Below are 20,547 nucleotides of genomic sequence, written 5' to 3' on the forward strand. Positions count from 1 at the left end.
AAATGATCATTTTCAACAAATCCTCACACTTCCGTCTCGTACATTTCCGGATTCTTGGTAAAATAAAAAGGGAGTCGCTGTGAAAGGAGATTTTCAGATGAAAAAACTTATGATGCTTCTCGTCTTTGCATTGGTTGCATTTAATCAGACGAGTGCGCTTGCCCATTCCAAGCTCATTCAATCCAATCCGGAGCAGGGCGCAACAGTTGCAGAAAAGCTTGAGACCGTTTCTTTGACGTTCAATACATCCATTGAACAATCCAGCACGTTTAAGGTGCTGAAGGATGGTAAAACAGAAGTAGCTGTAGAGAACATACAGTTGGAGGGAGATACTTTAACAGGTACACTTCCTGAAGATATGGAGAACGGTTCCTATACCGTCAGCTGGGATATTATCGGCGCGGATGGACATGTGATTAAGGATTCCTTTGAGTTTAGCCTGAATGCACCTGTCGAAGAAAAGCCGGCAGAAGAAGAGACGGAGGAAAGTGAGGAAACGCCTGCCGAAGAGAGCCAGCCTGCTGAGGAAACAGAGGAAGCACCTGCCGAAGAGACTCAGTCCGCCGAGGAAACCGGCAGCAATAATTCCCTGATCATCATCGGAGTACTCCTTGCTGCAGCCGCACTTGCTGCGATTTTCTTTTCAATGAGAAAAGGCCGGGGTTAAGATGATTCTCATTATGCTATCCGAGGTTGGACTTTATTTAAGCTTCGCTATATTAATGGGTGCCTTTTTTATGTCCTATATTCCGGATGCGAGGAAACCGGAAATTCAAATGTCGAAGCGATGGATGCAGCTTGCCGCATTAGGAGCAGCTGTCTTTTCAGCCTCTCCTGTGCTCCAGCTTGCTTCCCGTTTTTATGAATCAGAAGGCTATTTCGGCAGCATAGTCCGGGTCATTAAAGATTTTCAAATCGGCCAGATGTGGGCGCTGTCTCTCGTACTCATCATCATGTTCTACTTATTTATTTCATTTGCGCCGGTGTTTGAAGACGTACAATATAAGACAATTTCTCTATTCTTTGTCATTTCCCTCATTTTTCTAATCAGCGTTAACAGCCATGCTGCTTCTTTAAGCGGCGCAGGCATTTTGTATCACGCTTTTCATTTCATGGCTATGAGTGTATGGGGAGGAATATTGCTTCAGGTTAGCTGGTTTTCTAAAAACAGCCGGAATTGGCTCGCGTTTCTTAAATGGTTTACACCTGTAGCAATGGTAATGATGGGAATCATCGTTTTCACAGGATTCCTGCTTATGACCCTGTTAATGAATGTCGCCGAATATCCGCAAACATGGTCTCTGAACTACGGACAATATTTGCTGATTAAGCATTTGGTAGTCATTCCGATTTTGCTGTTCGCCTTTTTAAACAGCTTTTTCATGAAAGGAATGCTGAAAAAAGGGAAGCAGCTTGATCCAAGGAAATGGACAAAAGCGGAAAGTCTGTACTTGCTGATCGTCTTCCCGGTGACCGGTGTACTCGGCCAGCAGGAGCCTCCGCATAACATTGAAGTGACCAAAGCTTCTGACGGCTTGTCCCCGCTGTTTACTCTTTTTTCAGCGGATAATGAAATCGGCTTTGCCGCTGGCGGACTCAGCATCCTGTTTGGCATCCTTTCGTTCCTGTTCATCACGCTGCTTATTATACAGTTCAAGAAGAACGCTTCAGGTCTGTCAGCCTTCCTAATGGGCCTTATGTTCGTGACTTCGGCCTACTTATTCATCATGACAAGCATCTAAAGTATGATAGCAGAAAATATTTATCTGAATATTTACAAATTTAATTTAAAATTATATGATAGCAGTAAGCAACCTCAACTGTGATTGTGGTTTCGTCCTACAAATTTGGCTGGCCCCTTTAATGGGACCAGCCGCTTTTTTTTGAAAAATATTCGCTACAGCAGGTAAAACCCAATTCCCATAATCACATAGGCAGCAAGCAGGGTCGCTCCTTCAAACCAGTTCGTATCCCCATCATTGGTGAGAATAATCGTCAGGAAGGCAGCGGTAACCATCGAAATCAGCTCTGGCATAGTGAAAACGAGTGGCATCGTCGTTTCAAACATGAGAGATAAAAGAACAAGCAGCGGCGCAACGAACATCGCAATCTGAAGCGTAGAGCCGACCGCAATTTCAACGGCAATGTTCATTTTATTTTTATACGCCATAACGATTGCTGAAGCGTGCTCTGCGGCATTTCCAACAACAGCAACGATGATAACCCCAATAAACAATTCGCTCCATCCAAGCGTTTCGCCAACCGTTTCAAACGTATGCACCAGACTTTCTGATACATAAGCAACCGCCGCTGTCGCAAGCAGAAGAACAATAGTCGCTTTTTTCGCGCCCCATTCCGGTTCTTCGTGCTCCCCCTCTTCATCCGTTTTGTGTTTATACACACCGCGGTGTGTGACCAGCCGGAAGAAAAGCGCGAACAGATACAGGACAATCAAAATGACAGAGATCCCGATACTGAACGTTAAGGTCTTAGCCTCATTCATGTCTACCGCAAATACCTCCGGAATAACAAACGCGACAATGATAGAAAAAATAAGAAGTCCTGAATTGTGTCTCGCATCATAAACACTGAATTCCTGCCTTTTATGCTTTAGTCCGCCGACAAGAAAGGAAAGCCCCCCGACTAAAAGCAGGTTCCCGATAACCGAGCCTGTCAGAGAGGCAAGCACCACTCCGGTTAATCCGGCCTGAAGAGCAAAAATAGAGATAATCAGCTCAACGGCATTTCCAAATGTTGCGTTAAGCAGCCCGCCAATACGGGGACCAGCTACAATAGCAAGACTTTCTGTAGCTCTTCCCATGTATCCCGCAAGCGCCACGATCGTCAAACAGTAGACGACGAACATGATCAGCGGAGGCCAGTGAAGCAAACTGCCAATTACAGAAAGCGGAAGCCCAGCAATGACTGCAATAAGAAATATACGATTAACCATACCTTCACCTAGCTTTCCTGAATCTTAAGTATGTATTTCCAGATAGCGGAACACATGTATGTTTCCCCGCTTTTGTTGCAAATTAACCTTGAAAGCAAGGAGGAGTGAATAAAATATGGCTAATTCTCTGGAAGATAAGATCATCAAGCTTCTTGACCACCATCAAATCGGTTCGATGGCGACAGTCCGCAACGGAAAACCCTATTCCCGGTTTATGCTATTTTTCCACGAAGGTCTGACCCTTTATACCGCTACAAGCAAAAAAGCACATAAAGCAGAAGACATCGAAGAAAATCCATCTGTTCATCTGCTGCTCGGCTATGAAGGAAAAGGGTTCCAGGATGAATACGCAGAGGTGGAAGCGACCGCATCTGTAGAGGGATCCACAGAACTGAAAAAAAAGTTCTGGAACGAAAACCTGAAGGACTGGATCGCCGGGCCGGATGATCCGGACTATATGCTGCTTAAACTTGAGCCATCCGTCTTCTGCTACTTTTCAAAAGCCGGAGAAGGTCCGGAAACGCTGAATATGAAATAAGAGGAACGGTCGAGTGTGACCGTTCTTTTTTTATTTTTGATGGGATTTACTTTGTGCGGTGGGGGGGCTGGTTGGGGTATGGCGGGAAGCGTGGCGGGACATGGTATGCGTACACTTGAAAGCCTAGTGGGAACATGGTTGGGGTAAGTTGGAAAGTGTGGTGCGAATATGGTTGGGGTAAGTTGGAAAGTGTGGTGCGAATATGGTTGGGGTATGACGGGAAGCGTGGTGGGAACATGGTTGAGGTACGCTGGAAAGTGTGGTGGGAACATGGTCGGCATACTCCGGTAGGGTGGTAGGAACATGGTTGGCGTACGCTGGAAAGTGTAGTGCGAACATTGTAGGCGTGCGCTGGAAAGTGTGGCGGGAACATGGCTGGCGTACTCTGGAAAGTGTGGTCGAAACATGGCTGACGTACTCCGGAGAACGTGGTGCGAACATGCTCGAATGACGTCGAAAAGTCTTTATATCAAAAGTACGGACAATATATCAAAAGTTGGGACAATAAAATGGTGAGTACGGACAATAAAATCAGATTTCGGACAATAAAAACAAAGTACGGACAATATATATGTTTCACCCGGACACTACCGCAAAATCCGAACAGAAGTCCTAGGGAATCTGGCTCCTTTTATACATACCACCGAGCGAATATGCTCGAATCATGCCGAAAAGTCTTTATATCAAAAGTACTGACAATAAATCAAAAGTTGGGACAATAAACCAGTGAGTACGGACAATAAAATCAGATTTCGGACAATAAAAACAAAGTACGGACAATACATATGTTTCACCTCGGACACTACCTTCAAATCTGAACAGAATTTCTATTGAATCTGGCTCCTTTTATACATACCACCGCGCGAATATGCTCGAATCATGCCGAAAAGTCTTTATATCAAAAGTACGGACAATAAATCAAAAGTTAGGACAATAAAATCACAAATACGGACAATAAAATCAGATTTCGGACAATAAAACCAAAGTACGGACAATATCGGACATCCCCGCACAACATCTCAAGTTTTGCAGAAGGGAATCCGGGGCTGTTTGCAGAATAACCATAGTATCACAAAGAAAGGAGCGACAAAATGATCGCTAAACCGCGTAAAACCCCTCTCTATATCCTCAAACTGCAGGCTCTGCTCAGGAGGTTGCCGCCGAATCATCCTAAATTCCCTCAAGTTGCCGAAGATCTAGCCAAACGAATGGCGGGGTTCAAAGGTGAACTCGCGGCTGACTATCAGCTCACCCTATTCGGCCGCAAGGACTGGGTGATGCTTGCAGATCTCAGGCTGCCGCACGGTTCGACACACTTCCAGCTGGACACGGTCCTGCTCACTCCCGCTTTTGCCCTGATTTTAGAGGTGAAAAATATTGCTGGTACGCTTTATTTTGATCCTGAATTCAATCAGCTGATACGAAAGAAGGATGGCTTGGAGACTGCCTTTCCAGACCCTATTCTCCAGTCTCACCGATTAGAGTTCCAATTCGCTGAATGGCTTGAGAGAAACCGCTTTCCCGCTTTACCAATCCACTCCCTAATTGTGGTCAGCAGCCACCGAAGCATGATTGAAGCACCTCCTGCCCATATAAAAAGTTTATCCAGAAAAATCGTTCGCGCAGAAAAGCTGCCTTTTGAACTGAAACAATTAGAGACACAGCATAAGAAAGTATATTTGACAGAAAAAGAGGTCAAGAAGCTGGCAAGGAGCTTAAACAAATCTCATATGGAAGCAGATACCCGGATTACAGACAAATTCTCCATTCCGCAAACAGACTTAATAACGGGCGTTTTTTGTCCAAATTGCAGCTGCCACCTGCAGCGGTATAAAGGGGGCTGGCTATGCGGAAGCTGCAGGGAAAAAAATAACCTGGCACATGTAGAGGCGTTAAAAGACTACCGGCTGCTAATAGGTTCAACCATTACAAACAAAGAAATCAGAGGATTTTTAAACCTTGAGAGCACATCAGCTGCGTCCAAGCTCCTGCACTCCCTCAACCTGAAATCCTCCGGTCAAAAGAAAGGCCGAATTTACGGACTTGAGCTCCACGAGCCATTGTCAGACAAACCCTCTGCAGAAAACTCCATTCAATCTCTAAACTAAATCACCGTTCAATTCCTAATCTAAAACACCATTCAATTCCTAAACTGAGCACGAAGACAAACCCTCTGCAGAAAACTCCATTCAATCTCTAAACTAAATCACCGTTCAATTCCTAAACTAAAACACCGTCCAATCTCTAAACTAAAACACCATTCAATTCCTAAACTAAAACTCCATACAATCCCTAAACTGAGCACGAAGACAAACCCTCTGCAGAGAACAGCATTCAATCCCTAAACTGAACAAAAAAAGGAACTCCACCTTTTAATGGAGTTCCTTCTGTACTACTCAAAAACACTTTTATACAATCGAAAAATGACTTTTGGGATAAAAAATAAGATATTCCATATCAATTCAAAGAATAATTCACTTCCCACATCTCTGAACGTGCTACTGGAAAATCTCCTGTTGCCTCTTTTTCTTCTTCTCATTCTTTCTCCTGTTCATCGCCTTCATTGATGTCAGGAAACAGCCGCCTCTGATTATTCCATTTTATTACATAATATGGATGAGTCAGGGCCTATTTTCTTCACTCCGATATCTCAAACGTCTCTGCAATATCGATGCTGCTCTCCACCGAGCGGACCATGGAGCAGTTTTTCCGGGTTAGTTCGAGTGCCTTTTTTATTTGATCTTCCTTTAGGCTGTTTCCTTTTATAACAAAATGAACGGTTATGCGTTCAATTCGGTTTGCCTCTTCTTCATTTCTTTCAGCATTGGCTTCGATCCGGATGTCCTCTACGTCCATGCGTTTTTTCTCGAGTATTTTGCGCAGCACTCCGCCGCTGCAGACTGCAATAGAGGCTGTCATTAGCTGATAGGGGCGGAATCCGTATTCCTCGTCTCCTGATACATGCAGGTTTCCAAATTCCAAATCGGAAGAAAATCCTTTTTCTGTGATGGTAAATTGCATTTCGATTCCTCCTTTTTTTCTTATCTTATCCTTTTTATTTGAAAACCGAAAATTTGTTGCCTATCCTCAGGGCCGGTGATACGCTAAAAAAAGTGCAGAACTTTACAACAGCGGGGTATGAATTCATGAACAAATTGCGCTTTGCCATTCTTATCAGTATTGTCACGGTGTCCGGTTTTTCTCAGGGGATGCTTCTTCCCGTTATTGCGATACTTTTTGAACAGCAGGGCTATCCTTCTTCCCTGAATGGGATGCATGCTACCGGATTGTACATCGGTGTTCTGCTTGCCTCTCCCTTTATGGAAAAGCCTCTGCAAAAATTCGGATATAAAAATATGATTATCACCGGCGGCTTCCTGGTGATGGCCAGTCTATTTGCCTTTCCCGTCCTTCAGTCCTTTTGGATTTGGTTTGTTTTAAGGCTTTTAGTCGGGGTTGGAGATCATATGCTTCATTTTTCGACTCAGACTTGGATTACCTCCCTTTCCACAGAGCAAAACAGAGGGAAAAATATATCCCTTTACGGATTATGCTTCGGGCTGGGGTTCGCTGCGGGACCATTGCTTACGGCTGTTGCACAAACGAATCCCAATCTTCCGTTCATCATCAGCGGTGCCATCAGTCTGGTTATCTGGGGGCTGGCTTTCATTTTAAGAAACGATTTTCCGGAGCAGACTGCGGCCGGTTCATCGGGGAGCACGGCGCGCTTTAAGGATGCTTGGAAGCTTTCGTGGATTGCGTTTTTGCCTCCGTTTATCTACGGGTTTCTTGAATCCTCCCTGAACGGCAATTACCCGGTCTATGCCTTAAGACAAGGTTTGACTGCTGATCATGTAGCCCTTCTTCTTCCGGCATTTGCAGTCGGCGGAATTGTTTTTCAGCTGCCCCTTGGGATCATCAGCGATAAAATCGGGCGCATGCGGACGATTCCGGTTGTGCTGTTTTTAGGATTTCTGGCTTTTGCTGCAGCAAGCTTCACACAGTCCTTTTTTATGCTGCTTCTCTGTTTCTTTTTTGCAGGGATGGTACTTGGGTCCACTTTTTCCTTAGGCCTTACTTTCATGGCAGATTTGCTGCCAAAGCAGCTCCTTCCGGCCGGGAACCTTTTGTGCGGCATTTGCTTTAGCCTCGGCAGTATTAGCGGACCCGTTATCGGCGGTCTTTACATGGAATTTGTACCTGGAAGCAGCTTCTTCCATATCGTTGCATTTCTCCTTGCAGCCGTTTTAGCTGTCTATTTAGCGAAAGGAAAAACCTATGAGAAATCAGTCGCCTATAAACAATAGGCGGCTTTTTTAAAAAATTCTGAAAAAACTATTGAACCTTTCTGCTCCTCTGTTATATAATACAAATATAAAATATAGACTGTATCATAACAAAAAAGGAGAGATAAGAAATGAGCAGACAGGAACGCAAAAATATGGTGGAGTACATTGCAGCGATGAGGGATTTGGATCGGGAAATGTTTATGTATATGACAGACGAAGAAGTTGAGCATATTTATTCAAGTGTATACACCCGCAGTATCGCAATGGGCGAATAATCCAGCCAGACAAAGAAAAAATCACCCGTCTGTGGAAGGGTGATTTTTTATGGTTTTAAAGCCGCTACATTTTTGGTTTCATCGGACCATTCTGTTCGGGATTTTGCAATTTCAATTCTCATGCCCAGTTTTTTGTACTTTTCAACAAAAGCTTCAAGTCTTTTTAATCTGTTCCCTGTACTCATAATTGATCGCCTCTCCATTTCACAAATTTCCGTGACATATTGCGGAAGACTATGCTGATTGGACAAGGGAAGCCTCACCGCTTACAGGCTGGTTCATCTATCTAAACTTTACTTATTTATGACAGCCTTGTCCAGATGCCAATGGCTGTACTTTTTTCATAAATAAACGCCGTTTTTATATTCTGTTCAAGCAGCAGCAATACTTTCGACTACTCTAATGTATGTATACCCGCTTTATTTATTTTTAAATACCTAAATTTTAATTTAATGTGTTTCTTTATTATAGAACATTTGTTCCTAAGGCGCAAAGCTTTTTTTCGCACAAAAAGCCGATCCCTTGGGATCAGCTTTGTTTCTGTTTAGTGGTATCCATTTTGGCCGTTCGCACTGCCGCTTGTTTTATGGGACGGCTTTTGCTTGGAGTTTTGCTTAGTGTGGCTTCCGCCTTTTTTCGTTTGCTTTGCCATGGTGCATTCCCTCCTGTGCCTTATTGGATGAAGCTTGTATCGCTTCTCGGTTTAGGTTGCCCAGGAGGGGATTACGTATCCGCTTGATCTGCTCTTCTTTTTACCAGGATGGCATTCAGTTCACCGCTCATGATGATGACCATTCCTGTAAGGTAGAACCAAATCATAAACACAATGATGCCGCCAATGCTTCCATAGGTAGCGCTGTAGTTGCCGAAGTTGCTCACATAGCCCGAGAACAAATAGGAGACAGCAATCCAGCCCACCGTCGAAAACAGTGCACCGGGAAAAGCCTGTTTCCAGGATATTTTTCTATTGGGTGCAAGTTTATGGAGGAGGATAAAAATAAGAAAGATAATAATGGCGCTTGCAGCCCAGCGGATGACATTCCATACAGTAAAAAATAAATCCGGAATCCCAAAAGCGCTGAAGATGAACAGGCCGATCTCCTGCCCGAAAACAGGAAAAAGCAGCGCAATGACAATTACGGCCATCATTACGATGGCAAGAAGGAGGGCGATTGCTCTCGATTTAATAAAAGAGCGGTTCTCCCGCACATCAAACGCTTTATTAAATGCGCGCATAATGGAATCGATGCCATTTGAAGCGGACCAGATGGATGCTAATATTCCGACTGTAAACAAAATAGCGTTTTTCTGGCCGAGAAGCTGGTTCAAAGCTCCCTCCATGACAACGATTGTATCCGCAGGGGCATACTGTCTGATAAACTTCAGCAAATCCTCAACGGATAAGGGGATGAAAGCAATCAATGTAATGAGCGCAATCATAAAAGGAAACAGAGAAAGCAGAAAAAAGTAGGCCAGTTCTGCAGACAGACCGGCCACTTCATCTCTTGAGAATCTTCTAAGCAGTTCAACAATGATAGTAGAATGTTTTCTGCTTCTCATACGCATCACCTATTTCAGTCGGTTTTGCTGGAAATGATCCGCTCCTTCGCCTCTTTAATCACATCAAGGATGACCGGAGTGGTTTCCTTCAGCTCATTCACTTTCTGATTCACAAATTTTAAATCATCTGTTACATTTTGCACGACAAATTTAGCGTCATTCAGCTTATCTTTCAAATCCTCGGACAGCAGAGACGGATTCCGGTAATAGTACCCGGCTTTTTCCCCGATCTCTTTTGCTTCCTCCACCAGTGATTCCCTCGTTGGCTTATGAAACATAGACAGTACAAAGCCTGCTGCTGCCCCAATCGCTACATTGCGAAGTAGTACGGATTTGTCTCCCATTTAGCATGCCCCTTTTCTTTTAATAAAGTTTTTCATTTTCCTTTATTTCTTCCAAAAGTCCCCTGCACCCACTGCTGACAAGCTCATATACCTCATCAAAATTCCCTGTGAAATACGGATCAGGCACGTCAAGCACTTCCGCCTCTTCAACAAAGTCAAGAAGGCGGCCAATATGGCCGGTCTGACTATAGCCGGCCATCCGGCGGACATTTCCAAGATTTTCAGCATCCATGCAAATGATGTAATCAAACTTCGGCAAGTCCTCTTTGATGAACTGTCTGGCAGCAAGCCCCTCAAAGCTAATCCCACTCCTTGTTAAAATTTCCTGCGTTCCTTCGTGCGGTGCTTTTCCGATGTGCCAATCCCCAGTCCCGGCAGAATCTGCTGTGATTTTATTCTCCAGCCCTTCTTTTTTCACCATTTCCCTGAATACTGCCTCTGCCATTGGAGAGCGGCAAATGTTTCCGAGGCATACAAATAGGACATGTATCAATAAAAGGCCTCCTTTCAAACATATTTTGCTACTCAAAACTTTACCTCAACTTTTGAAAAGAATCCAATCTGAACCTCAAATTTGCCGTGTATAGAAAAACGTATCTTCCACCTTCACAAATTGATTTTTCTCGTAGAGCCTTTGTGCGCTTGAATTATCAGCAGCGGTTTCAAGATTAAGGAATTTCGCGCCTGTCTTCCTGCACAGATCAGCAGCCCGTTCGAGCAATTGTCCGGCTGTCCCTCTTTTCCTTTCCTGTTCTGTCACAAATAAATCATTTACTATCCAGATTTTTCTCATGGAGACCGAGGAAAAGGAAGGGTAAAGCTGGGCAAACCCTGCGGCTGTGCCGTGTTCATCCTTTGCTAAGTAGATCACCGACTCTTTTTTCTCAAGCCGTTCTAAAATGAATTGCCGCGCTCCTTCGAGATCGGAAGGCTGGCGATAAAACATCCGGTACTCATTGAACAGGTGTGCCGCTGCCTCTGCATCCTCTATGCTTGCTTCATATACATTCATGTTTATTCACCTCGATTATTTGTCATAAGAAGCTGTCTCTAAAATTTAGACAAGCCATCTCTTTTTTCCTTCCCCCGTGATACAATAAGAAAAACTGGCCTCAAGAAAGGAAGAGAGCGTTGAATTTACGTGAAAAATCAACAGAAAATGTACAATATATGGTGGATCAGATCACCACTAAGCTCCGAATGATCAATATCGGTGCAATCCGCCCGGATCATTTTGATGGAGAAATGTACGAAGAGTTAAGAGACCTATATGAGTATGTTATGAAAAAAGAAAACATCAGCCCAAGTGAAATGCAGTCCATCACGGAGGAGCTTGGAAAGCTTAAAAAGTAAACCCTCTGCATGACTCCCCCTTCCATTGCATATATGTAGGCAAAGGGGGAATTGCATATGCTCACAAATTGGTGGCTGCTCACAGGTACCCTGGTTTTATTTTTACTTGCTGCAATCTGGCTTATCTTTTTTGCACTAAAAACAGGGATTGGCACAGAAGACGCAGAACGAATAGACCCTCTGCCGGAAAATGAGACGGCAGGAAACGAATCGGATGGACAAAAATAGGCTTCCCGCATGATACGGGAAGCCTATTTCTATTTTGCCCTAAGCGATTATTTTAAAAGATTCAGCGATTCGCGGTTGAAAGCAGGAATATCATCCGGTGTACGGCTTGTCACAAGCTGATTGCCGCATACAACAACTTCTTTGTCGTGGAAGTTCGCTCCTGCGTACTCCATATCCACTCTGATTGACGTAAAGCCGGTAGCATCGCGGCCTTCCAGTGCTTTTGCCGTAATCAGCAGCTGAGGTCCATGGCAAATGGCGAAAACTGGTTTTTTATCATCCATAAAGGATTTCGTAAACTGAACGAAACGGCCATCTGCGCGAAGCTGATCTGGAGAAAATCCGCCTGGAAGCAGCAGTGCATCAAAGTCTCCCGGCTTTACATCATCAATCGATGCATCAACTGTTACAGAAGCTTGTCCTTGTTTGCCTTTTACTGTTTTTCCTTTTTCCATTTCGATAACGGTTAGTTCATGTCCCGCTTCTTTAAAGGCTTTCTCCGGATCCGTGTACTCTACGTCCTCAAAATAATCGGTTAGCAATACAGCAACTTTCTTACCCATTGATTAAAACCTCCAAAGTTTTCTTTGTATCTTGCACTATTTAAAATGTACCCGCTTTGTTTAGAAGCAAACATTGCTTATGTGCTTTCGGGCATAAACTGCTGAAAAATCGGGTGGCCTGAAGCCTTATACCGGTCTTCTCCAAGAACCCGGTTGATGATTTTTTTATTGCGGTAAACAGAGAGTCCGAGGTTCGTCGCCCCCGTTCCGTGGGAATGGGCGATATTGGTCAGTGTAAACAGGTGATTCTCCCGTTTATCCTTGAAGGCAATCCGCAGATCCTCATATACCTTGAACCGTTTTTCATCCTCCCATTCGATCTCTTCCCTCATCTTTTCAAGCCAATCCGGCATGTACGGTTTAAATCCTGTCGCCAATACAACTTTGGCACTCCTGTGTGTAAATTTCTGCTCCGCCTGCCATTGCCGGCACGAAAGCTGATAACCGTCATCGATTCGGGCAATTTCCTGTACTTCAGTCAGCGGCTGGATCGTCACCTTCTGCTGCTGGCCTGATACGGATCGATGATACAAAAGCTCATAAATATTGGTCAGCGTCTTTTGATCTATGCCGTTCCGGAGCTGGCCAAGATCCTCCTGGGCACTGAGGCGCTTCTCAAAATCGAGCTTGTGAAAGTATTCCACATACTCCGGACTGAACACTTCCTGGGCCAGCTTAGCTGCTTCAAGCTGTAAAAATTCCGGAGACCGTGTGAACCAGGTCAGTTCAAATTTTTTCTCCTTCTGCGCTTTCAGCAGGTCATGGAAAATTTCCGCCGCACTCTGGCCGGATCCGATCACGGTAATGGAATCTGCTTCCTTCAAAGTCTGTTCTTTAAACATATATTCCATCGAGTGGAACACATCATCCTCCCGAACGCTGTCAAGCTTCATTGGCACAAGCGGCACACTCCCCGTTCCCAATAAAATATGCTTTGCCTGCACCGTTTCCCTCCCGCCATTGCTTGCGACAGTCAATTCATAATAATCACCGTTATATACAACAGACTCCACTTCATTCCCATACCGGCATGATTCAAGCTTCCTGGAAGCCCAACTTGCATAGTCGTTGTATTCTCTTCTCGGGATGGAAAAGTTCCGAAAGAAGAAAAACTGGTACAGCCTGTCCTGTTCATGCAGGTAATTTAAAAATGTATACTGGCTTTTTGGGTTCCAGAAGGTCACTAAATCAGCCAGGAACGGTACTTGAAGATCCGTGCCTTCAATCAGCATTCCCGGGTGCCAGACAAACTCCTGATTTTTATCAAAGAAAACGGCGCTGATTTCCGGAACATCTTCAAGCATCGCCGCCATGCTTAAGTTAAATGGGCCAATTCCAATCCCTGCTATATCATACATAAAAATTCTCCTCGCCTGGTATGCTAACCTCACTTTACCCAAACGAGGACAGAGTTAACCTGATGAACTTTTTTGTATGCGCTTACATTTTTTTAAATGGGGATCACTGGGCGGGATCCCTTTTAATGTGCAGAACTTCAATCTCTTTTAGAAAGTCGAATACACGCTCTTCATACTTAATACGGTCCGTCAGAAAGGCCTGGGCATGACCTGCTTTCGGTACGAGATAAAGGCGCTTTTTCCCCTTTTTCTTTTTTCTGAATAAATCCAGCGACATTTGCAGAGGGATAAACGGGTCTTCTTTTCCATGAATGAACAGGATGGGGGTTTCTACTTTTTCCATTTCTGAAATGGGGGATATCTCCCGGAATCCCCATCCATAGCGGAGCTTCGTCACGAAACTCGTCAGCAGGATAAGCGGGGAAAACCGAATCTTAAAGTCCAGAGCAAGCCTCAGGCGCATAAGTGCGGTTAAATCACTGAACGGACAATCGGCGATACAGAACCCCACCCGGCTGTCATCCTTAATATATTGTATAGAGGAGGCGGCACCGAGTGATTCCCCAAGAAGTCCGATAAATGCCTGGCTTCCAAGCCTTTCATACAGGTAGTCAACCCAGGAGCGCAGATCATCCTTCTCGAAAAAACCGAAAGATGTATGATTTCCGCCGCTAAGTCCATGATAACGGTGGTCACAGAGCAGGACATGGTATCCCCTCTTATGGAACATCTCAACATATTTAAAACTGCCGAAAAGCGACCACGTTATGCCGTGAGCAATAATGACAGCCTTTTGGCTGTTTTCCACGGGGAAAAACATGCCGTGAATTTGATAGCCATGCTTCGAATCAATAAAGAGTTCTTCCTTTTCCGTCTGCTCGAAGTGATCTGCATTGATCTCACCGCTTCTTACTCCCATTGCAAAGGTCTCCTTATACTCGACTTTGCGCGGATAGATTATGAGATTGCTAAAATAAAATGGAATCACAGCAGCAGCCAGAAACAGGATTATTACAGCTGTTATTACCCCAATCCACATCCTGTCCCACCTTCTTTATTTGCAATTTTTATATCCTATTAGCCAACTGAATTATATGTGATGAATGTTAATCCAAATGAAATTTTATGTAAAATTTCCCTAAAAGCTGCACCTATTAAAAATTTACAGCCTTCCAATTCTTATTTATAGTTATCACAAAATAACGGCATATCTGCTATAACAGATATTCCCGATTTAGCACAAAGTACAAACCAAAATGTCTACTGAAAGAGGGATAAAGATGAAAAGCGATGTTCTCATCATTGGAGGCGGCATCAGCGGACTGACCGCTGCGGCATTTCTTGCAGAAAGGGGATTGGACATAACCGTGGCAGAGGCCTCTAATGAATGGGGCGGATGCGCAGGCAAATTTAATCGCGGCTCTTTTCTCTTTCCTGCAGGTGCGACACTCGGAATGGGCTTTGAAGGGGGCGGCATCCATCATCGCCTTTTAGAAAAGCTGCACATACCATTTCCGAATGCCAAGCCTTTAAGCACCGTTATGGGAATTCATACCCCGCCCGGCTACCTGGAATATAAGCAGGACCGTCAGCAGCACCTAAACAGCCTCAGTGAAGCCTTTCCGGAGTCTGCTGCCAGGATACGTTCTTTTTATAAAGAGATTTGGAAAATAGGCGCAGAGGTTAAAAAGCTGCTTGGGACACTTCCGGCGCTCCCTCCCTCTGCTTTCATGGATATCGCTGACCTGATGGCATCACTTAAACCCGGCACCCTCACCCTTCTTCCCTATCTTGCAAAAACCGTTGGCCACCTTGTTAAAAAACATGGCTTGCACGAAGACCCGTTTGTTCAATTGCTTGATGCTCAGCTCATTGATTCCATGCAGACCGATTCGGCCGGCTGTTCGGCCATCATGGGCGCCTACGCCCTGACAATCTATCACGAAGGCGCTTTTTACATTGAAGGGGGGCTGAATCAGCTGGGTGAGGCTATGGCCATTTCGGCAGAAAAATATGGGGCTGTACTGAAAAAGCGCACATGGATCAAGTCCGTCCGGAAACACAATGGCCTGTTTGAAGCTGAAGATCAAAAAGGCCGGATTTTGACGGCGGATCATGTCGTTTCGACTGTGCCCGTCCAAAATTTCCTGGAGCTTCTTAATGAACCTCTCATACGTAAGATGGGCAGGAGCTATGTGCAAAAAGCCGAAAAAAAACAGTGGGGAACCATGACCCTTTATCTTGCCATTCGGGAAGAAATCATACCGGAAAATGCCCCACTTTTCCAGCAGGTGCTGACTGATAAGAATGGTGCCATGGCAGAAGGCGCCCACCTCTTTCTTTCCCTATCCGCCCCCGGTGACCTGATTCGAGCACCAAAAGGGTTCCGCACCCTGAATGTAAGCACCCATACCGACCTTTCGCTATGGGACACAAAGGAAAAATACGACACCTATAAAAAGACGCTGAGGGACAGGATGATAAGCGGGGTCAAAGAAGCCATCCCCCGAATTGAAGAAGGAATAGAAAAAGAGGAAATCGGGGCACCAAAAGCATGGGAGCGGTTTACGAAACGAAAAAACGGAATGGTCGGCGGAATTCCCCAAACCCTGGAGCATGCCCTGTTCAACAGCCTCTCCCACCGCACGGGCGTAAAAGGATTATGGGTTTGCGGAGACAGCGTTTTCCCAGGCGCCGGCACCGCAGGCGTCTCAGTCAGCGGCTACCACGTATACCGCTCGATAATGAGAATGATGAGGAAGAAGTATCTGTAGCGGTTCCCCGTTTTGTGGAGGGACGGGCCGACTTTGATCGTTTACGGGCCAACTTCTGTCGAATGCGGGCCAACTTTTGTCGTTTACGGGCCAATTTCCGTCGAATACGGGCCAACTCCTGGCGAATGCGGACCAACTTCTGTCGAATGCGGGCCAATTTCCGTCGAATACGGGCCAACTCCTGGCGAATACGGACCAACTCCTGTCGAATGCGCACCAGCTCCTGTCGAATACGGGCCAACTCCTGTCGAATACGGGCCAGCTCCAATATCCGTTCCACACAAAAAGCCGGCGAGTGATCGCCGGCTTTCCTTTTATACCTGACCCCTCCGTGCAAAATCAACAAACCGGAATTTGTCGAGCCGGTGACGGGATTCGGTGTACTGAAACAAGGTGGTATCTTCCAGATAAACATAGTTCTTGACGACTACGACGTGCGCGTAGTCATACAAATCCAGATAGGCGCGGTCCTCACTTGTGCATTCCTCTACCGTGATTTCCTTCTCGGCATACCCGATTTTAAGGCCGAGCTCGCCCTCCAGGTATTCATAAATGCTATTTTCACAGATTTCCTTTGATAAAAAAGGGACGGTTTTTTTGTCCAGATAATCTTTATCCAGGATGATTTTTTCCCCTGAGATTTCCCTTGAACGGACAACTTTCCAAATATCCGCGTTGTTGCCGCTTGTCAGCTGATTCATGATGGGCTCATCAGCATGGACCAGGGCGAGCTGATGAACCTTGGTGACCGCTTTTGAGCTGAACGTTTTGGCTAATTCTTTAAAGCTCACAAGACCGGATACTGGAAAGCTCATTCGCTGAGTGTCCAGAACGACCGACCCTTTACCTTTTATCTTTTGGATATGGCCGTTTTGGGCAAGCAGGTTAAGCGCTTTGCGGATTGTTTCCCTGGAAGCTTCGTATTTTTCGGATAAGACGTTTTCGGAAGGAAGAACGTCGCCCGGATTCAGGGGGCCCTCTTGAATTGTTTCGAGCAGCTCCTGATACACCACTTGATATTTTGTTTTTGCCATCCTCTTCACCATTTTCTAATTTTTCTGTTTGGTTAGATGATAAACGATGGATTCATATGGCCGCAATGAAATTTTTTCAGCAAAAGCCGGACTGTCCTCATAATTTGTGATCAGCGTTTCTGCTGTGAACCCTTCATACGAAAGACTGGATGGCAGCTCGAACATCGTTTCTTTTCCATAAAAGTTGTTGATGCACAGCAGCTTTTCGTCTTCAGTATTACGGACATAGGCAAAAATGTCAGGATGGTCATCTAAAATAAGCTGGTAGTCTCCGTCTGTAATTATGTCCTTCTCTTTGCGGAGACGATTCAGCTTTTGATAATGATAAAAAACAGATTCTTTGTCCTTTACCGCAGCTTCGGCATTGATCTCTTCGTAGTTCGCTGCAGCTGGAATCCATGGGGTTCCAGTAGTAAAACCTGCATGCTGTTCTTTGTTCCATTGAACGGGTGTACGGGAATTATCTCTTGATTTACTTTTCAGGATTTCCAGAATTTCTTCCTCACTGCGGCCTTCCTGCAGCATAATCTTGTGCATATTCAAAGATTCTACATCGCGATATTGATTGATATGCTCAAATTTAGGGTTGGTCATTCCGAACTCTTCGCCCTGATAGATGTACGGGGTTCCCTGCATCAAATGGATAACAGTTGCAAGCATTTTAGCTGATTCCGTGCGGTACTCGCCGTCGTTTCCATAGCGGGATACGATTCTTGGCTGGTCATGGTTGCACCAGAATAGAGCATTCCAGCCTCCGCCTGCGTTCATTTTGACCTGCCACTCAGATAAAATGTCTTTAAGCTTTAGAAAATCAAAATCCGCGAGTGCCCATTTTTCTCCGTTCGGATAATCCACCTTCAAATGGTGGAAGTTGAAGGTCATGCTGAGCTCCGTGCCCTCTTCATTCGAATAGCGGATACAGTGGTCAATGGTAGTAGAGGACATCTCTCCAACGGTCATCACGTCATATTTTGAGAATACTTCCCGGTTCATTTCCTGCATGTATTCATGAACCCGGGGACCGTCTGTATAGAAACGGCGGCCGTCTCCAGGAGCGATGGAGCCATCATCATCAGGGAAATCCTGATTTTTCGAGATGAGATTAATGACGTCCAAACGGAACCCATCCACCCCTTTATCAAACCAGAAATTCATCATGCTATACACATCTTTGCGAAGCTTTTCATTCTCCCAGTTCAGATCAGCCTGCGTCACGTCGAATAGATGGAGGTAGTTCTCGCCTGTAGCTTCGTCCAGCTGCCATGCAGATCCTCCGAATTTGGACACCCAGTTTGTCGGTGCGCTTCCATCTTCCTTGGACTCCTTCCAGATGTAATAATCCCGGTAAGGACTGTCTTTTGATTCGGCAGCTTTTTTGAACCATTCGTGCTCTGTGGATGTATGGTTGACTACAATGTCCATAATAATTTTCAAATCCCGCTTATGAGCCTCTTCCAGCAAACGGTCGAAATCCTCCATTGTGCCATATTCGTGGTGAATGCTGTAGTAATCACTTATATCGTATCCATTGTCCTTTTGCGGGGATGAATAGATCGGGGTCAGCCAGACAACGTCCACTCCAAGTTCCTTCAAGTAATCCAGCTTTTCTATGATGCCCTGAATGTCGCCCGTCCCATTTCCTGTCGTATCGTTAAAGCTTTTCGGATAAATCTGATATACGGTTGATTTTTTCCACCACGGATGTTTCATTTGTATGCACCACCATCAGTAAATTTTGTTGTAACCATAAGGTAAGGATGAAAAAAGCGAAAGGGACAATTGCTTGTCCCTTCCGTTTATTTTGCTTTTTTTGCTCTTGCCATGATGTACGTTAACACAAATGGAACCACTAGGGTAATGAGTACACCAATTCCAAATGACAGCCAATATTCTTTATCAATGGAAAGGAACGCAGGCAGCCCGCCTACTCCGATAGAAAAGGCTTTAACGCTGTTAATGCTGATAATAAGACCGCCGATCGCAGATGCGATTATGGCTGCGATGAACGGATAGCGGTATCGCAAGTTTACTCCGAACATCGCAGGCTCCGTTACTCCGAGATAAGCGGAAAGTGCTGCCGTACCGGCCAGTCCTTTTTGTTTCTCATCCTTTGTCACAAGCATCATGGCAAGGGCAGCGGAACCTTGCGCGATATTGGAAAGCGCAAGCATCGGCCATAAAAATGTTCCGCCGGCTGCTGCAAGCTGAAGGTCAACCGCAAGGAACGTATGATGCATCCCGGTGATAACCAGTACAGCATATAACCCGCCGTAAAGCAGTCCGCCTAATGCGGCAAAGTTCGCAAAAAGTGCAATAACGCCATCTGTTAAAAGATTTCCAAGAGCGAACGTCAACGGACCAATCGCAATAAACGAGGCAAAACCGGTAACCAATAGAGTAACAGGCGGTACGATCAGCATTTGAATGCTGTCGGGCACGCGTTTCGTCAGGAACTTTTCAATCACGGCAAGGAGATACGATGCGACTAAAATCGGGAGAACCTGGCCTTGATATCCAATTTTTTCAACGGTCAGACCAAAAATGTTCCATGCCGGTATTTCCTTCGTGTCCCCGTAAGCATAAGCACTAAGCAGGTCAGGGTGAACTAGCATTAAACCCAGGACAATACCAAGAAGAGGACTGCCCCCAAACCTTTTTACTGCCGACCACCCGATTAAAGCCGGCAAAAAGGTAAAGGCGGTATTGGCTATTAAGCTGATAATGCTTGCAAGATCCGCCCATTGCGGATAGACCACAATCAGCGGGTCATCAAAGAAAATCCCTTTTCCGGTAAGCAAGTTATTAATCCCAAGCAGCAAACCTGCGGTTACGATTGCAGGCAGGATCGGAATGAAAATGTCTGCCAGCATTTTGACAGCTCTCTGAAGCGGATTTAAATTTTTTTCAGAAGCTGTCTTCACCTCTTCTTTGGACGCTTCGCCAATGCCTGTTTGTTCAGCCATTTCGCTGTATACCTTATTAACCGTTCCCTGTCCGATGACGACCTGAAATTGTCCATTCGTTGAAAAAGATCCTTTAACGACATCGATACTTTCTAATTTTTCTTTATCTACTTTACTCTCATCCTTCAGAGCAAAGCGCAGCCTTGTTACACAGTGTGTGGCAGCTGAAATGTTTTCCTTGCCGCCGATTGCCTCAACAATCTCCTTTGCAGATTGCTTATGGTTGCTCATACCTTTCCCTCCCGTAATCGTTTTCAATATATGAGTTCTTTATCCATAGAGTGAGCTTTTAGCAGGATATTAATCCGCTTACAT

Annotated in this window: 22 protein-coding genes; 9 read left to right on the top strand and 13 right to left on the bottom strand. The window is 45.1% G+C overall.

Annotated elements, in window-relative coordinates; genetic code table 11:
- The first annotated feature begins 97 nt into the window (after positions 1-97).
- Together ACQCVE_RS12175 and ACQCVE_RS12180 are read left to right on the top strand one after the other, a co-directional pair.
- Positions 98-667: a copper resistance CopC family protein gene (locus tag ACQCVE_RS12175; protein ID WP_426844698.1), complete on the top strand. Its 570-nt coding sequence runs from the start codon at positions 98-100 to the stop codon at positions 665-667.
- A 1-nt stretch (position 668) separates the two neighbouring features.
- Positions 669-1,742, top strand: a complete 1,074-nt coding sequence (locus ACQCVE_RS12180) for a copper resistance D family protein (RefSeq protein WP_426844699.1) — start codon at positions 669-671, stop codon at positions 1,740-1,742.
- 155 nt (positions 1,743-1,897) lie between these two features.
- On the opposite strand, the gene cax is transcribed toward ACQCVE_RS12180, so the two are convergent.
- A complete protein-coding gene (gene cax / locus ACQCVE_RS12185; RefSeq protein ID WP_426844700.1) occupies positions 1,898-2,953 on the bottom strand; it encodes a calcium/proton exchanger in 1,056 nt (351 codons plus the stop codon).
- Positions 2,954-3,068: 115 nt separating this feature from the next.
- Here cax and ACQCVE_RS12190 point away from each other — a divergent pair, with 115 nt between their 5' ends.
- Positions 3,069-3,491: a pyridoxamine 5'-phosphate oxidase family protein gene (locus tag ACQCVE_RS12190; protein WP_426862994.1), complete on the top strand. Its 423-nt coding sequence runs from the start codon at positions 3,069-3,071 to the stop codon at positions 3,489-3,491.
- Between the two features lie 1,091 nt (positions 3,492-4,582).
- Positions 4,583-5,599 (top strand): nuclease-related domain-containing protein, encoded by a 1,017-nt coding sequence (locus ACQCVE_RS12195; protein ID WP_426844702.1) that lies wholly within the window; start codon positions 4,583-4,585, stop codon positions 5,597-5,599.
- A 529-nt stretch (positions 5,600-6,128) separates the two neighbouring features.
- Here ACQCVE_RS12195 and ACQCVE_RS12200 read toward each other — a convergent pair.
- Positions 6,129-6,512 (bottom strand): OsmC family protein, encoded by a 384-nt coding sequence (locus ACQCVE_RS12200; RefSeq protein WP_426862995.1) that lies wholly within the window; start codon positions 6,510-6,512, stop codon positions 6,129-6,131.
- Between the two features lie 92 nt (positions 6,513-6,604).
- Between ACQCVE_RS12200 and ACQCVE_RS12205 the strand changes: the two genes are divergently transcribed.
- Both ACQCVE_RS12205 and ACQCVE_RS12210 read left to right on the top strand, forming a co-directional pair.
- Positions 6,605-7,798: an MFS transporter gene (locus ACQCVE_RS12205; RefSeq protein ID WP_426862996.1), complete on the top strand. Its 1,194-nt coding sequence runs from the start codon at positions 6,605-6,607 to the stop codon at positions 7,796-7,798.
- 110 nt (positions 7,799-7,908) lie between these two features.
- The gene (locus ACQCVE_RS12210; RefSeq protein ID WP_426844705.1) at positions 7,909-8,055 is read left to right on the top strand and encodes a BH0509 family protein; all 147 of its coding nucleotides are present in this window, start codon (positions 7,909-7,911) and stop codon (positions 8,053-8,055) included.
- A 47-nt stretch (positions 8,056-8,102) separates the two neighbouring features.
- On the opposite strand, the gene ACQCVE_RS12215 is transcribed toward ACQCVE_RS12210, so the two are convergent.
- The 5 genes from ACQCVE_RS12215 to ACQCVE_RS12235 all read right to left on the bottom strand — a co-directional run bounded on the left by ACQCVE_RS12215 (position 8,103) and on the right by ACQCVE_RS12235 (position 10,971).
- Positions 8,103-8,240, bottom strand: a complete 138-nt coding sequence (locus ACQCVE_RS12215; protein ID WP_426844706.1) for a hypothetical protein — start codon at positions 8,238-8,240, stop codon at positions 8,103-8,105.
- A 538-nt stretch (positions 8,241-8,778) separates the two neighbouring features.
- Positions 8,779-9,615 (bottom strand): YihY/virulence factor BrkB family protein, encoded by an 837-nt coding sequence (locus tag ACQCVE_RS12220; protein ID WP_426862997.1) that lies wholly within the window; start codon positions 9,613-9,615, stop codon positions 8,779-8,781.
- A 14-nt stretch (positions 9,616-9,629) separates the two neighbouring features.
- Positions 9,630-9,959 (bottom strand): hypothetical protein, encoded by a 330-nt coding sequence (locus ACQCVE_RS12225; protein WP_426844708.1) that lies wholly within the window; start codon positions 9,957-9,959, stop codon positions 9,630-9,632.
- A gap of 19 nt (positions 9,960-9,978) precedes the next feature.
- Positions 9,979-10,452, bottom strand: a complete 474-nt coding sequence (locus tag ACQCVE_RS12230; protein WP_426862998.1) for a low molecular weight protein-tyrosine-phosphatase — start codon at positions 10,450-10,452, stop codon at positions 9,979-9,981.
- Between the two features lie 75 nt (positions 10,453-10,527).
- The gene (locus tag ACQCVE_RS12235) at positions 10,528-10,971 is read right to left on the bottom strand and encodes an N-acetyltransferase family protein (protein ID WP_426844710.1); all 444 of its coding nucleotides are present in this window, start codon (positions 10,969-10,971) and stop codon (positions 10,528-10,530) included.
- Positions 10,972-11,090: 119 nt separating this feature from the next.
- Between ACQCVE_RS12235 and ACQCVE_RS12240 the strand changes: the two genes are divergently transcribed.
- Positions 11,091-11,312, top strand: a complete 222-nt coding sequence (locus ACQCVE_RS12240; protein ID WP_426844711.1) for a DUF1128 domain-containing protein — start codon at positions 11,091-11,093, stop codon at positions 11,310-11,312.
- 57 nt (positions 11,313-11,369) lie between these two features.
- On the top strand, positions 11,370-11,540 hold the full coding sequence (locus tag ACQCVE_RS12245; protein ID WP_426844712.1) for a hypothetical protein: 171 nt from the start codon (positions 11,370-11,372) through the stop codon (positions 11,538-11,540).
- Positions 11,541-11,587: 47 nt separating this feature from the next.
- Here the strand turns inward: ACQCVE_RS12245 and ACQCVE_RS12250 are convergent, their stop codons facing one another.
- From ACQCVE_RS12250 to ACQCVE_RS12260, 3 genes are all read right to left on the bottom strand, one after another.
- Positions 11,588-12,103, bottom strand: coding sequence for a type 1 glutamine amidotransferase domain-containing protein (locus tag ACQCVE_RS12250; RefSeq protein WP_426862999.1), 516 nt, complete (start codon positions 12,101-12,103; stop codon positions 11,588-11,590).
- A gap of 77 nt (positions 12,104-12,180) precedes the next feature.
- Positions 12,181-13,461: a lysine N(6)-hydroxylase/L-ornithine N(5)-oxygenase family protein gene (locus ACQCVE_RS12255; RefSeq protein WP_426863000.1), complete on the bottom strand. Its 1,281-nt coding sequence runs from the start codon at positions 13,459-13,461 to the stop codon at positions 12,181-12,183.
- Positions 13,462-13,564: 103 nt separating this feature from the next.
- Complete coding sequence (locus ACQCVE_RS12260) at positions 13,565-14,500, bottom strand: alpha/beta hydrolase (RefSeq protein ID WP_426844715.1); 936 nt, start codon at positions 14,498-14,500, stop codon at positions 13,565-13,567.
- 241 nt (positions 14,501-14,741) lie between these two features.
- Between ACQCVE_RS12260 and ACQCVE_RS12265 the strand changes: the two genes are divergently transcribed.
- On the top strand, positions 14,742-16,235 hold the full coding sequence (locus ACQCVE_RS12265) for an FAD-dependent oxidoreductase (protein WP_426863001.1): 1,494 nt from the start codon (positions 14,742-14,744) through the stop codon (positions 16,233-16,235).
- 314 nt (positions 16,236-16,549) lie between these two features.
- Here the strand turns inward: ACQCVE_RS12265 and treR are convergent, their stop codons facing one another.
- The 3 genes from treR to treP form a co-directional block, all read right to left on the bottom strand.
- Entirely contained in the window at positions 16,550-17,269 is a 720-nt protein-coding gene (treR, locus tag ACQCVE_RS12270) for a trehalose operon repressor (protein ID WP_426844717.1), read from the bottom strand.
- Between the two features lie 15 nt (positions 17,270-17,284).
- Positions 17,285-18,979 carry an alpha,alpha-phosphotrehalase gene (gene treC / locus ACQCVE_RS12275; protein WP_426863002.1) on the bottom strand — a complete coding sequence of 565 codons (1,695 nt, stop codon included), beginning with the start codon at positions 18,977-18,979 and terminating at the stop codon, positions 17,285-17,287.
- An 86-nt stretch (positions 18,980-19,065) separates the two neighbouring features.
- Entirely contained in the window at positions 19,066-20,463 is a 1,398-nt protein-coding gene (gene treP, locus ACQCVE_RS12280; RefSeq protein WP_426844719.1) for a PTS system trehalose-specific EIIBC component, read from the bottom strand.
- Between the last annotated feature and the right edge of the window lie 84 nt (positions 20,464-20,547).

The sequence above is a fragment of the Metabacillus sp. 113a genome (assembly GCF_050107635.1).
Classification (GTDB): domain Bacteria; phylum Bacillota; class Bacilli; order Bacillales; family Bacillaceae; genus Metabacillus_B.